Annotated in this window: 9 protein-coding genes; 3 read left to right on the top strand and 6 right to left on the bottom strand. The window is 70.7% G+C overall.

The window, feature by feature from the left end; genetic code table 11:
• The first annotated feature begins 115 nt into the window (after positions 1 to 115).
• Both aroE and galK read left to right on the top strand, forming a co-directional pair.
• Positions 116 to 940, top strand: coding sequence for a shikimate dehydrogenase (gene aroE, locus WME95_RS12475; RefSeq protein ID WP_437552014.1), 825 nt, complete (start codon positions 116 to 118; stop codon positions 938 to 940).
• Between the two features lie 129 nt (positions 941 to 1,069).
• Positions 1,070 to 2,182 (top strand): galactokinase, encoded by a 1,113-nt coding sequence (gene galK, locus WME95_RS12470; protein ID WP_437908593.1) that lies wholly within the window; start codon positions 1,070 to 1,072, stop codon positions 2,180 to 2,182.
• A gap of 70 nt (positions 2,183 to 2,252) precedes the next feature.
• Here galK and WME95_RS12465 read toward each other — a convergent pair whose 3' ends face one another.
• From WME95_RS12465 to WME95_RS12445, 5 genes are all read right to left on the bottom strand, one after another.
• Positions 2,253 to 3,245 carry an NAD-dependent epimerase/dehydratase family protein gene (locus tag WME95_RS12465; protein ID WP_437552012.1) on the bottom strand — a complete coding sequence of 331 codons (993 nt, stop codon included), beginning with the start codon at positions 3,243 to 3,245 and terminating at the stop codon, positions 2,253 to 2,255.
• Between the two features lie 24 nt (positions 3,246 to 3,269).
• A complete protein-coding gene (locus tag WME95_RS12460; RefSeq protein WP_437908592.1) occupies positions 3,270 to 4,274 on the bottom strand; it encodes an ABC transporter permease subunit in 1,005 nt (334 codons plus the stop codon).
• Between the two features lie 2 nt (positions 4,275 to 4,276).
• The gene (locus WME95_RS12455; protein WP_437552010.1) at positions 4,277 to 5,359 is read right to left on the bottom strand and encodes an ABC transporter permease; all 1,083 of its coding nucleotides are present in this window, start codon (positions 5,357 to 5,359) and stop codon (positions 4,277 to 4,279) included.
• Positions 5,352 to 6,890 carry a sugar ABC transporter ATP-binding protein gene (locus WME95_RS12450; protein ID WP_437908591.1) on the bottom strand — a complete coding sequence of 513 codons (1,539 nt, stop codon included), beginning with the start codon at positions 6,888 to 6,890 and terminating at the stop codon, positions 5,352 to 5,354. Before WME95_RS12450 ends, WME95_RS12455 begins: the two co-directional genes overlap by 8 nt.
• A gap of 97 nt (positions 6,891 to 6,987) precedes the next feature.
• Positions 6,988 to 8,016 (bottom strand): ABC transporter substrate-binding protein, encoded by a 1,029-nt coding sequence (locus WME95_RS12445; protein WP_437552008.1) that lies wholly within the window; start codon positions 8,014 to 8,016, stop codon positions 6,988 to 6,990.
• Positions 8,017 to 9,253: 1,237 nt separating this feature from the next.
• Here WME95_RS12445 and WME95_RS12440 point away from each other — a divergent pair.
• The gene (locus WME95_RS12440) at positions 9,254 to 10,459 is read left to right on the top strand and encodes a vWA domain-containing protein (protein ID WP_437908590.1); all 1,206 of its coding nucleotides are present in this window, start codon (positions 9,254 to 9,256) and stop codon (positions 10,457 to 10,459) included.
• Positions 10,460 to 10,503: 44 nt separating this feature from the next.
• On the opposite strand, the gene WME95_RS12435 is transcribed toward WME95_RS12440, so the two are convergent.
• Positions 10,504 to 13,029 carry a DUF3656 domain-containing U32 family peptidase gene (locus WME95_RS12435; RefSeq protein ID WP_437908589.1) on the bottom strand — a complete coding sequence of 842 codons (2,526 nt, stop codon included), beginning with the start codon at positions 13,027 to 13,029 and terminating at the stop codon, positions 10,504 to 10,506.
• Positions 13,030 to 13,228 lie beyond the last annotated feature (199 nt).

Here is a 13,228-nt window from a genome sequence, read left to right as displayed (position 1 = left end):
GGGGCGCCTTTGGATCCGCGGAGGCGCCGCGCGCTCTTGGCAAGTCGCTGGACAGTATCGTAGATCTGCGGCGCTCGCGGGCGTGGCCCCGCGTCGCTCAGGCCTGGACGCACCCATGACCGACCGCTACGCCATCATCGGCAATCCCATCTCCCAGACCAAGTCGCCGGCGCTGCAGACCGCCTTTGCCAGGCAGTGCGGGCAGGACATGGTGTACGGCGCGATCCTCGGCGAGCTGGATGGCTTCGCCGCCGCCGTGCGCGAGTTCCACGAGAGCGGCGGCAAGGGCATGAACATCACCATGCCCTTCAAGCTCGAGGCCTTTGCGCTGGCCGACGAGCTGACGCCGCGCGGCCGCGCCGCCGGGGCGATCAACATGTTCACCTTGCGCGCGGACGGCACCATCCTCGGCGACAACACCGACGGCTTCGGCATCCTGCGCGACATCACCCACAACCTCGGCCGCGAGCTCAAGGGCGCGCGCGTGCTGCTCCTCGGCGCGGGCGGCGCGGTGCGCGGCACCTTGCTGCCGCTCTTCGATGAGCAGCCGGCCGAGATCTTCATCGCCAACCGCACCGCCAGCAAGGCCGTGGCGCTCGCCGCCGAGCTCGGCCCGCATGCCGGCGCCATCCAGCTCGCCGGCGGCGGCTTCGCCGACATCGCCGGGCGCTTCGACGTGATCATCAACGGCTCCGCCTCCTCCATGACCAACGAGGTGCCGCCCCTGCCCGCCGGCGTGTGGAGCGAGCGATCGCTGGCCTACGACATGGCCTACAAGAAGGAGCCGACCGCGTTCGTGCAGGCCGCACGCGCGGCCGGCGTGGGTCAGACAGCCGACGGCCTCGGCATGGTGGTCGAGCAGGGCGCCGAGTGCTTCACGCTGTGGCGCGGCATGCGGCCCGACACAGCGCCTGTGATCGCTGCGCTGCGGGGAGCCTGAGCGGCGCGCCCGGCATGGAAGAGCGATGAGCGATCGAGCGCAACCCAGGACGGCGTCCTCCCGCAGTTGTGGCTTGACGTCTACGAAGCAATTGGGTTCCCTGCTCCCCGTGAACATGGGTGAGCCGCGATGACGGTGAAGGGCAATGGCTTCGAGGTCGTCTTCGGCCGTCCGGCGAAGGTCCTGGCAGAGGCGCCGGGGCGCGTGAACCTGATCGGCGAACACACCGATTATAGCGGCGGGTACGTGCTGCCGACGGCGATCCCGCAGAAGACGCGCGTCGAGCTCGCGCCCCGGGAAGACAGGCTCATCCAGGTCGCGACGACGAACGTGCACGGCGGCGCCCAGCTCTCGTTCCGCGCCGGCGAGGAGGCGCGCCGCGGGCTGTGGCTCGACTACATTCAGGGCATCACCGCGGTCCTCCGCGGCCGGGGCGCATCGATCCCCGGCTTCGACGCGAGGATCGAGTCGACAGTACCGCTCGGAAGCGGCCTGTCGTCGAGCGCCTCGCTGCTCGTAGCGCTCGCCCGCGCCCTGCGGTCGATGCTCGGCCTCGCCATCGACGACGTGGAGATCGCCCAGATCGCGCACGCCGCGGAGCACGACTTCGTGGGCGCGCCGGTCGGGACGATGGATCAGATGGCCGCGAGCCTCGCCGACGAGAGCACGGCGCTCTTCATCGACACGAGGACGCTCGCGTTCGAGCGCATCCCGCTGCCCGCGGAGGCCGAGCTGCTCGTCGTCGACTCCGGGGTAACTCACCAGCACGCCAGCGGCGACTACAAGACGCGGCGCGCGGAGTGCGAGCGCGCGGCCGCGGCGCTCGGCGTCCCGGAGCTCCGGGACGTCGACGCGATCGTGGAGCCGCGCATCGCCTCGCTGCCGGCGCCGCTCGATCGGCGCGCGCGCCACGTCGTGACCGAGAACGCCCGGGTGCTCGCCGCCGTGGCCGCGCTCCGCGCCGGGGATCTGGGCCGCCTTGGCGAGCTCTTCGACGCGTCTCACCGGTCGATGCGCGACGATTTCGAGGTGTCCGTGCCGGCGGTCGACGAGCTGGTGGAGAGCGCTCGGGCGCAGCCGGACGTCTTCGGCGCCCGGCTGACCGGCGGCGGCTTCGGCGGCGCGATCGTGGCCCTTGTGAAGCGCGGGCGCGCGGCGAGCGTTGGGCGGGCCGTCGTGGAGGCCTACGCGCGCACGCCGGGCCGCCGGGCGAAGGTGCTTGTAGGCGGGCCCGTCCCCTAGCGGCGAAGCTCGGTGTCGGCGTGAGGCTCGTCCACCACGGGGAGGGGCCTCCGCGGGGAGGCAGGGCCCATCAACCGGGGTACCACGTGACGCGCGGGTCATCGGGCGCGCGCACGTGGTCGAAGGCGGCGTCCGTGAGCCGCGCCAGGTCGTACTGCGGCCGCCAGCCGAGCAGAAATTTCGCCTTCGAGTTGTCCAGCCAAGTCGAATGGAAGGGCGTCTTCACCCTCACGCTCGGCAGGCCCCGCGTCGCCTCCAGGTAACGCGCCAGCTCCCCGTAGTCCACCGGCTCGTCCATGCAGATGTTGAAGGTCTGCTGGCGAGCCTTCTCATGATTGATGGCCTTGAGGATCGCGGCGACCAGATCGTCCACATGCACGAAGTTACGCTTCACCGGCTCGCCGCGGCGGTCGAGCATCACCGGCACGGCGCCCGAGCGGACGTACCCCTCCGCCGCCTCGGCGCCGACCAGATCGCGCCACCTCGGCCCTCCGAACACGTCGTCACCGAAGGATAGCTGCGCCTTGAAGTCGTCCTTCTCCATGATCCACGGCGCGCGCAGGCAGCATCCGTTGAGCTCATATTGAATATAGTACTGCTCGAGCATGACCTCCTCGAGCACCTTGGACAGCGCGTAACAGCCCGGGTAGGCGCTGTGCCGCTGCGCCTCCGTGACGGGGACGGGGTGCGGATAGAAGAAGTGGCCCATCCCGGCGTCGCCCCCGACCAGGATGAATTGCTCGAACGCAGGGCTGACGCGGCAGGCCTCCAGCAGCCAGAACATGCCTTTGACGGCCACGTCCATGATGCTCTCGGGGGTCTCCTTGCTGGTCGCCAGGTGCAGCACGTGGCTCACCCCCTCGGTCGCCTCGTTGACGACGGTCCTGTCCTCGATGGCCCCACGCAGCACCTCCACGCGCGCCGACCGCTCCAGCATGCGGTTATGGCACAGCGCACGGACCTTCCACCCCTCGAACGCGGGGTTCGACAGGAACTTGCGGATGAACGCCTGGCCGACCTTGCCCGCCGCCCCGGTGACCAGAATTCGCTTGGCCTCGATCATTCTATCGCTCCTCGTTCTCGAGCATCATCCACGACGACCGTACTCTACCCCCCTGGCTGCGGGGGCCGAGCGGATCAGGACCTCTTGCATGACGATGAAGACGAGCAACAGCAGCCCGATGCTGATGTGGTGCCAGGGCGACGGCAGCCGTCCATCCAGGTTGATCACCGCCCGCACCATGCCCGTGATCATCACGCCCATCACGGTGCCGACGACGCTGCCAGCCCCCCCGGTCAGCAGCGTTCCGCCGATCACCACCGAGGCGATGGCCTCGAGCTCCAGGCCGGCGCCGATGTTCGGCTTTCCGGCGCTGTCGATCAGCGCCGTCGTGACCCCGCCGAGGCCCGCGCACAGGCCGCACAGCGCGTACAGACACACCGTCGTGGCGCCCAGCGGCACCCCCATGAGCAGCGCCGCGTGCCTGTCCCCGCCGATGGCCAGGACGTTCCGGCCGAAGCTCGTGCTGCGGCCGACAACCACGCCGAGCGCGAGGACGACCAGGAACAGGAGCGCCGTCGCCGGGACCCAGGTCCGGTCCAGGCCCGGGATCGCCAGCGCGAAGCCGAGCTCATCGACGATCCAGTCCAGCGCAGGGTGATCGATGCCGATGGGCTGCATGCTGACGAGGAACGCCGCGCCGCGGGCGAAGAACATGCCCGCGAGCGTCACGAGGAACGGGGGCAGGGAGAAACGATGGATGAGGTGCCCCGTCATCGCGCCGAACGCGACCGACACCGCGAGGGCGATACAGAACGCCAGCAGCGGGTGGCAACCACCGGCCACCAGCGTGCCGACGAGGACCGTCGTGAGCGCGACGACGGAGCCGACCGAGAGGTCGATCCCCCCCGACAGGATGACGAAGGTCATGCCCACCGCGCAGAGGCCCATCGCCGCGTTCCCCTTGATCAGGTCGACAAGGAAACGCAGGCTCCGCGCCGCGTCGTAACAGACCAGCACCCCCGCGTAGAGCGCGATCAGGAGGACCGCGGTCACCACGAGCGGCAGATCCCGCCGATCCCAGCTGAGCATCGCTACTGCCCCCGCTTGAGCCCGAGCAGCTCGACGAGCCGCCGGCGCGACTCCTCCGAGACCAGCAGGCAGCTGAGCAGCATCACGCCGGCCTTGGGCATCGGCTCGATCTCGGAGGGGACATGCTGGATGTACATCGTTGTGGAGAGCGTTTGTATCAACAACGCGCCTATCAGGGTGCCACCCAGATAGAAGCGCCCGCCGGTGAGCGCCGTACCGCCGATCACCGCGGCGAAGATGGCATCCAGCTCCCGCAGGCGCCCCACGCGATCGGGATCGGCCGTGGAGATGTAGGAGGCGGCCACGAGCCCGGCGATGCCGGCGCACAGGCCGGAGAAGCCGTACAACCAGAGCTTGATGCGGCGGTCGCCGACGCCAGCGAGCCGGCTCGCCCGCTCGTTGTCGCCGATCGCTTCCATGAACAGACCGAGCGCCGTCCTCCGGCAGAGCAGCGCGGCGACGACGAACACGGCGGCCACCAGCACCATGGAGAACGGCAAGCCGCCGACATGACCGTTGCCGATGAACGCAAACGTCGCGTCCGTGTGCGTCACGGGCTCGGCGCGGGTGATGAGCATGGCGACGCCGCGGACACCGACCATGCTGATCAAGGTCACGATGATGGGCTGGATGTTCAGCCCCGTCACCAGCGCGCCGTTGAACAGACCGACGCCGGCGGCGACGGCCAGGGACAGGAACGCAGCCAGGAGCGGCCCGAAGTGGGCCTCCTTCATCAGGATCACGCAGGTGGCGCCGGACAGCGCCATGACCGAGCCGACCGACAGGTCGATGCCCCTGACGGCGATCACCAGGGTCAGGCCGATCGCGAGGAGCATCACCTCCGAGCCCTGGTTGAGCAGGTTGATGGGCGTCCCGTAATAAGCCCCGTCGCGCTCGACGATGGAGAAGAAGTTCTTGGACAGGACGGAGTTGAACAGAAGGAGCGCCAGGAGGCCGAGCAAAGGCCAGGCCTCGCGGCGCCTGCGCAGGAGCAGCAGGGCGCCCGCGCACGCGGTGAAGAGGAGGATCCCGATGCCCGTGGGGTTGGCGTTGGTGGGCGCCGCTTCCGTGATCTTCTCAAGCATCGGGCGGCGCCTCCTTCTGATGGGCGATGGCCTGGATGATGGACGAAGGCGTCACGGACTCTCCCACGAGCTCGCCCTGCTGCTTGCGGTCTCTCAGGACCACCACCCTGTAGCAGTTGCGCGCGACCTCCTCGAGCTCCGACGAGATCAAGACCGTGGCGACCCCCTTCTCGCTGAGCGACTTCACCAGCGCCTCGATCTCCAGCTTGGCGCCGATGTCCACGCCGCGCGTGGGCTCGTCGAGCAGCAGGATCCGCGGCTGCATGGCCATCCAACGCGCGAGCAGCACCTTCTGCTGGTTGCCGCCCGAGAGCAGCTTGACGGGCGTCTCCGGGGACGGCGTCTTGATGCTCAGGGTCTTGATGTAGTGCTGGACCAGACGCTCCCGCTCGTGGCGCGGGAGCACCCGCAGCGCCCCCTGGGAGGCCTGCAAGGCGAGCAGGAGGTTCTCTCGCACGGAGAGGTTCGGGATGATGCCATCCACCTTGCGGTCTTCCGGGCAGTATGCGAGGCCGGCCCGGATCGCGTGCCGTGGCGTCTTGATCTCGGTCGCACGCCCGTTCACCGCGAGCTCGCCGCGATCGGCGGGCTCGATCCCGAAGAGCATCCTGGCGGTCTCGCTTCGACCAGAGCCGAGCAGCCCCGCCAGCCCCACCACCTCGCCGGGCCGCAGCGCGAGCTCGATGGGTCCGATGACCCCCTTTCTCTCGAGGCCGCGCGCGGCGAGCGCCGGCTCCGCGGCGCTCGCCCCCCCTCCCGGACCGGCAGGGCCGGCCGGCGCGGCCCTGTCTTTCGCGCCGAGCTTGACGCCCAGCATCGCCTGGACGAGCTCCAGGCGAGGCAGCGCGCTGCTCGCGTACTGCCCCACCAGGCAGCCATTCCTGAGCACCGTGATCGTATCGCTGACCGCGTAGACCTGATCCAGGAAGTGAGTCACGAAGAGGATCGCCAACCCCTGCGCCTTCAGCCCCCGCATGACGTCGAAGAGCCGCAGCGTCTCCGCTTCATCCAGGCTGGAGGTGGGCTCATCCAGGATCAGGATCCGCGCGTCCACGGCGAGCGCACGGGCGATCGCGACCATCTGCTGCAGCGCGGTGGGCAGCGCCGCCACCGATCGTGACACGTCGAGGTCCAGCGAGAGGCGCGCGAGGGCCTCACGCGCCTTCGCGCGGACGGCGCGCCCGTCGATCAGGCCGAAGCGCCGAGGCTGCCGGCCCAGCATGATGTTGTCCGCGATGGAGAGGTGCGGGATCAGGCTGATTTCCTGGTGCACCGCGCTGATCCCCAGCGATTCTGCGTGGCGGGGAGAGGTCGGCCGGATCACCGTACCGCCGAGGCGCAAGGTCCCGGCGTCGGGAGAATAGACGCCGGTGAGCAGCTTGATCAGCGTCGACTTGCCGGCCCCGTTCTCCCCCATCAACGCCTGGATCTCGCCGGCGCGCGCCTCGACGTGCACGTCGTGCAGAGCGCGAACTCCGGGGAAGGATTTGCTGAGGCCCTCGACAGAGAGCAAGGCTTTCGAGACAGGCATGCGGCTGCTGCTCCGTACGTGAGCGCCGCGGACGAGCGAGCTCACGAGCGTGATGGCGCCCGCGCCGCCCCAGCGGGGCGCCGGCGCCGATCTCTCCTCAGTAGGGCCGCGAGCCGATGGCCGCCGCCGCCTGCTCGCGTTCGAAGATCTGGCCAGGGACGATCGTGCGCTTCGGCACCTTCTCGCCACGCACGATCTTGTCGATCGTGTCGAAGAGCAGGGGGCCGTGCAGGGGGTTGCACTCGACCGTCGCGTTGAGCTTCCCCTCCATCATGGCCTCGAATGCCGGCTTCACAGCGTCGATCGATATCACCTGGATATCCTGCCCGGGCTTCAACCCTGCCGCCTGGATCGCCTGGATCGCCCCGAGCGCCATGTCGTCGTTGTGAGCGTAGACGGCGTTGATCTCGCCCTTGTGGGCCGAGAGCAGCGTCTCCATCACGGCCTTTCCCTTGGTGCGCGTGAAGTCACCGCTCTGGCTCGCGATGATCTTCATGTCCGGATGCTTCGCGATGGCCTCGGCGAAGCCGGTCTTGCGCATCACCGCCACGTCCGCCGCCGGCGTGCCCACGAGCTCGATGATCCGCGCCTTGCCGTTCGTCTGCTTTGCGAGCCACTCCCCTGCCCGCCGCCCCTCCCAGACGAAATCCGCGACCATCACCGTCTCGTACAGATCTTCCTCGGCGTCCACGCCCCGGCTCGTGAGCACCACCGGGATCCCGGCGCGCTTGGCCTCCTTCAACGTCGGCTTCCAGCCCACGGATTCTTGCGGCGCGATGACGATGACGTCGACGCCCTTGGTGATGAACCCGTTGACGGCGTTCACCTGGTTGTTGTGCACGTTCTGACCGTCTGCGAAGAGGAGCTGCACGTGGCGCTTCTCCGCTTCCCCCTGGATCGACTTGCTGTGCGCGATCCTCCAGGAGCTCTCGGCGCCCGTCTGCGAGAAGCCGACGACGATCTCGGTCAGCGCCTTCGGCTTCCGCCGCGCGGTCTCGGCGCCCGGCGCCGGCGTCTGGCCGGCGCGCGCGGCGTCGCTCTCCTCGCGGGAGCAGCCGGCGGCGACGGACGCCGAGCCCAGGATGGCCAGGAACATCCTCCGTGACACGTGGTTCTGTGGGTTCATGTTCTTCAACATAGATCACGCCGCCCCAACGGTTGTCCACCGGCAGCGTCGCCAGCGCCGCCGGATCTTTGAAGGAATCATCTCCGGTGAACAGCACTCGAGATGTCACGACAGCCGCCGAACAAGCGCGGATGCGGTGTTCTCTGGTGGAGCACCCTCGGCTCGATGCCAATCCCCACCGTTCGGCGATCGCCTCCGCGACGACCGACCCAACGGAGTTGGTGCAAAAATCGATCAGACGACGAATGCCTCGGTACGCGTGGAAGCCCGAGCAAGGCACAGCAACAAGGATGCTCCTCGGCAGCAATGTGAACGATCACATGGGCAGCGTCAATTCCAATCGACCGGTCTGCAACGAGCCCGAGCCCGAGGGAGCGCGAGGCTGGCGGGGCTCCTCCGGAGCGCCGCGGCGAGAGGCGCGGGCGCGTTACCGCCGGCCCGATCGAGGAGCGCGAAACCGATCAGCGCATCGGCGGCGGGCGCGCGACGCGGGGTGTGGCGTCCGCATCGCCAGCTCGACGTCGCCGCGCGCCGGAGGTGGCGCTCCAGCGCCTGTGTGACCGAGGCCCGATGCCCGCCCCTCTTGACGCGGCGCTCCGGAGGAGACCTGTCTGCCATCGGGGCGCGAGGACGGTCGCTGGCGGTCGTTTCAAGTTGACATCGAGAATGTGAACGTTCACATGCCGTCTCCGGCGCCCCGCCTCGACCCGCTCGGCCACGGGCCGGACGACAAGGCGAGAGGAGGAGAGTACTCCACACGCCAAACGATCGGCGCCTCCGAAGAGCTGAACGCTGAACCCCGAGGTCGGCCCCGAGCGTGGTGTTCTCCAAGGCGTTGTTCGATCTGCAGCTCTCGTTCGCGGAGAAGGTGCGAGCCCTGTCGGGGATGTCCCTGGCAAACGCCCTCTTCGAGTACACGAACCTCTATGTCCGGTTCGGCCTCGGGCGCGAGCTCGACGCGCAAGACGAGGCGTGGCAGACCCATGTAGCCGGCCTGCCCGGCGCAGGAGGCGGGGAAGCGGGCCGCGATTACCCACAACCTCGGCGGCGATCCCAGGGGCACGCGCCTGCTGCTCCTCGGCGCGCTCCGGCGCGCCTTGGCACAGAACGCACCACGCGCAGCCACGTAAGCACATGAAATCACTCGTCTCTAGCCCCGGTACGCGCCGTGCATCGCGGCATCCCCGGCCGCGTCCGACGTCGGCGCGTGACGACCCTGGCGGCCGAGGAGATCCACATGCACACCCGTTTCCGCTTCGCTTTCATGGTGGGAGGCCTTCTCGCGCTGGGAGCGTGCTCGGGCGGATCGAGCTCAGCAGAAGGCGGTGACGGGGAGATCCCCGGGAGGGGCACCGGCGCCGACCCCGACGCCGGTCCCGATACGGGCTTCGGCACAGGCGCCGCGGTCGGCTCAGCCGCTTCGGGAGGTGTGTCGGATGGAAGCGGTCCTCCGAGCGAAGGCTCCCCCGGCGGAAGCCTGGGCACAGGAGGAGGCGGCGGCGCAGGCGGCGCAGGCGGCGCAGGCGGCGCAGGCGGCGGAGCCAGCATCGAGCCTGGCACGCTCACCGCCGGCGTCTGGGACGACAATCGCAACTTCGACTTCTTCCTCTCGTACCGGAGCACGCTCTATTCGCAGCAGCTCCCGGGCCTCTTGCCCTTCACGGAGGCCGATCACCAGGCCGCGCACAGCCTCTTCGCGGCGCCTCCAGGAAAAAAGGAGACGCTCGACGTCTCGCTCGTCATCGACACGACCGGCAGCATGAGCGACGAGATCACGTATCTCCAGACGGAGTTCATCGCGCTCTCCGACTCCATCTTCGCCAGGTACCCGAACGCCCAGCAGCGCTGGTCGCTCGTCCTGTACAAGGACACCGAGGACGACTACATCGTCCGGTGGTTCGACTTCCGCTCCGATCCCGACGAGTTCCAGGAGAAGCTCGCCGAGCAGGCAGCCGGCGGCGGCGGCGACTTCCCGGAGGCGCCGGACATGGCGCTCTCCAAGGCGGCCGACCTCTCCTGGCGCACGGGCGGCGACACCGCGCGGCTCGCCTTCTGGGTCGCGGACGCGCCCCACCACGAGGAGAACGCCGCGGCGATGGCGAGCGGGATACGAGCCCTGAAGGACCTCGGGGTGGCTGTCTATCCCGTCGCGTCGAGCGGCGTGGATGAGCTCACCGAGCTCAGCATGCGCTCTGCCGCGCAGGTCACGGGCGGCCGATACCTCTTCCTGACGGACGACTCGGGGGTTGGCGGGGCGCACAAGGAGCCGACGATCCCCTGCTATTTCGTCACCAAGCTCGATCGCGCGATCCTGCGCATGGTCGACATCGCGCTCTCGGGCGTGTACCGCGAGCCGGAGCCGTCCGAGATCCTCCGCACCGGCGGTGATCCCCAGGACGGCGCGTGCCAGCTCGCGTCAGGCGGCGAGGTGCTCGTGTTCTGATCGGACCGCCGCTCGTCGCCCCCGCTGGCCCATGGCCGTTCCTCTCACGCCTGCAGCACGCGCAGCGACCCGCGCACCACCCCGTAGCTGCCCTCGGCCCGCAGCCCGCGCGCGACCTCGGCCGGCGCCACCTCCCCGGCGAGCAGCCGCCGGTACGCCTCCACCACCCGCCGCGCCCCCTCGGCGTCCTCCCGCACCAGCTCGATCCGGAACCGCCGCACGCCGCAGCTCGCGAGCCTCGGCACGAGGTGCGCCGCGCTCTGCGGCGCCGCGTGGAACACCGTGTTCCGACACCCCACGTCCGCCTCGAGCGGGTGATCCATGCCCGCCCGGTCCCGCAGCGACAGCGCGTGATGGTCGCACGGGCGGCCGCAGGTGCGGTGATCCTTGCCCTCGGACAGCGTCGCCGCGATCACGCAGTGCTCCATGTGGAAGAGCGGCATCGGGTGGTGCACAACCACCTCGGCGAACGGCCCGAACGGCGAGTCCAGCAGCGACTCGAGCTGGGCGGCGTCGAGGTCGAACGACGGCGTGAACGCGGCGAGCCCCCGCGAGAGCACCTCGCGCGCGGCCAGCTTGTTCGTGACGTTCAGCGAGAAATCGCCGATCCGGGGCACGCCCGGCGTCTCGTCGAGCAGCGCGCCGAGGCCGCGGACCAGGATCGCCGCCGGCCCGAGCGAGAGCAGGTAGCGGTCGATCTTCTCCTCGCCCGGCTTGCGGATCCGCGGGGGCGCCACCCCGACGGAGGCCCCGGCCGCCATCAGCTCGCGCGCCGCGGCGCCGAGGCCGACCATCTCCAGGAAATCGAGGTAGACGCCGCTCGCGCCGGCGTCGAGCGCCGCCCGCGCCTGCGCCACGTTGCGGCACAGCACGAAGAGGCCCGGCGCCGGCGGCGGCGCGTCCGGCGGAGCGACGCCCGCGACGAGCGCCTCGGCCGAGAGCGGCGCCGACGGATGGGGGCGGTGCGACGCCTCGATCAGCGCCGCGACGAGCGCCCGGCGGGCGCGGTTGAGCGCCGACGGCGGCACGAGCGCGGGCCCGTCGAGCGACAGGCCGACGCCGCGCAGGGAAAACGGCGTGTCGCCCAGCCGATCCAGCTGCTTCCGCAGCGTGGCCTCGTCGAGCGGCGTTCGATCGGCGCGGCCGAGCGGGGTGTCGACCTCGACCGACGCCGACGCCCCGCCCTCCGTCGCCGCCGAGAGCCGCGGGCGCTCGCCGAGGCGGCCCTCGAGGCGGACGTCGATCGCCACCCGGCGCTGGGCGCGGTCGAGGGCATCGCGGACCGCGCGCGTGGCGACGGGGTCGCTCGTGCGAAAGACCCGGCGCCCGTGCAGCCCCCGCGCGCCGCTCAGCACGTCCTCCGGCAGCGGCCGGTCCGGGCCGAGCCAGACCTCGACGTCGCCCCCCGCGGGCGCGCGCTCGACCTCGCGGCCATCCGCCCACAGGCCCCAGATGCGGCCGCCGATCTCGCCCTCGCCGGCGAACCCGCCCTCCACGAGGATCCCCTCGCCGCGCGCGAGCGGCCTGGCGGCGCGGACGACCAGCACCTCGTGGCCGCGCCGGCGCGCGGCGCCGCGCGCCTCGCCGACCTCGATGCCGCGGTGATCGCAGGTGCGGCCATCGACGAGGCGCTGGTGGTCGACGCCGCGCAGGAAGCCGGGGCCCGAGCCCCGCGAGAACGCCTGGAGCGCCGCCTCGCGCTCCGCGGGCCCCGGACCCGCCCCCTCGCCCAGCGCCGCGTCGATCGCGGCGCGGTAGAGCCGCGCGGTGGCGCCGACGTACTCCGGGCCCTTGAGGCGCCCCTCGATCTTCACCGAGGCGACGCCCAGCGCGACGAGGTCGGGGATGACGTCGGTGGCGTCGAGATCCTCCGGCGACAGGAGGTAGGCCGCGTCGCCGAGGTCGCGCAGCGCGCCGTCGACGACGAGGCGGTACGGCAGGCGGCAGGCCTGGGCGCAGGCGCCGCGGTTGGCGCTGCGGCCGCCGATGGCCTCGCTCGTCAGGCACTGCCCCGAGTAGGCGATGCAGAGCGCGCCGTGGACGAAGACCTCGAGCTCGACGTCGGTCGCCCGGCGGATGGCGGCGATGTCGTCGAGCGAGAGCTCCCGGGCGAGGATGACGCGCGCGGCGCCGAGCGATCGCGCGAGCTCGACGCCGGCCGCGTCGGTGCAGGTCATCTGCGTGGAGGCGTGGATCGGGAGCCCGGGCGCGATCGCCCGCGCGAGGCGCATCACCCCGAGGTCCTGGACGATGACCGCGTCGACGCCGGCCGCGGCGCACGCCTCGATCGCGCCGCGGACCGCCGGGAGCTCGTCGTCGAACACCAGCGTGTTCAGGGTGACGTAGCCCTTCACGCCGTGGGCGTGGAGGAAGCGCACCGCCTCCTCGAGCTCCGCCGCGTCGAAGTTCGCGGCCCGCGCGCGGGCGTTGAAGGGCGACGCCGCGCCGCCGCCCGCGGCGCCCCCCCGGAGGCCGAAGTAGACGGCATCGGCCCCGCCGCGCACGGCGGCTTCCATGGCGGCGCGATCACCGGCGGGAGCGAGGACTTCAGGGCGCGCGGGCCGCGACATGCGGGCGGTTCTAGCAAGGGGTGGCGCGGTTGTCGCTCTTGTCGCTCCCTGGCGCGGGCCAGCCCTACCGAAGAGCCCGCCGGACGGCGCGCCTTGACCTCGCTTCGCGACGTGAGGCACGATCGTGAAGCGGCCTACCCGGCCGAGGTGCCGTCGGGTCGCCGGCCGGCGCAGCGAGGCCTCGACGACAGGGTCGGAT

Source organism: Sorangium sp. So ce327 (genome assembly GCF_051530205.1).
Lineage (GTDB): Bacteria > Myxococcota_A > Polyangia > Polyangiales > Polyangiaceae > Sorangium > Sorangium cellulosum_B.
Note: the sequence above shows the minus strand (reverse complement) of the source record. Positions and strands in the feature narration are given on the sequence as shown.

What these genes read in the sequence shown, in the direction of transcription:
- WME95_RS12455 (WP_437552010.1), bottom strand. Translation starts at nt 5,359, where the DNA reads ATGCTTGAGAAGATCACGGAAGCGGCGCCCACCAACGCCAACCCCACG.
- WME95_RS12435 (WP_437908589.1), bottom strand. Translation starts at nt 13,029, where the DNA reads ATGTCGCGGCCCGCGCGCCCTGAAGTCCTCGCTCCCGCCGGTGATCGC.
- WME95_RS12465 (WP_437552012.1), bottom strand. Translation starts at nt 3,245, where the DNA reads ATGATCGAGGCCAAGCGAATTCTGGTCACCGGGGCGGCGGGCAAGGTC.
- WME95_RS12440 (WP_437908590.1), top strand. Translation starts at nt 9,254, where the DNA reads ATGCACACCCGTTTCCGCTTCGCTTTCATGGTGGGAGGCCTTCTCGCG.
- WME95_RS12450 (WP_437908591.1), bottom strand. Translation starts at nt 6,890, where the DNA reads ATGCCTGTCTCGAAAGCCTTGCTCTCTGTCGAGGGCCTCAGCAAATCC.
- aroE (WP_437552014.1), top strand. Translation starts at nt 116, where the DNA reads ATGACCGACCGCTACGCCATCATCGGCAATCCCATCTCCCAGACCAAG.
- WME95_RS12460 (WP_437908592.1), bottom strand. Translation starts at nt 4,274, where the DNA reads ATGCTCAGCTGGGATCGGCGGGATCTGCCGCTCGTGGTGACCGCGGTC.
- WME95_RS12445 (WP_437552008.1), bottom strand. Translation starts at nt 8,016, where the DNA reads ATGAACCCACAGAACCACGTGTCACGGAGGATGTTCCTGGCCATCCTG.
- galK (WP_437908593.1), top strand. Translation starts at nt 1,070, where the DNA reads ATGACGGTGAAGGGCAATGGCTTCGAGGTCGTCTTCGGCCGTCCGGCG.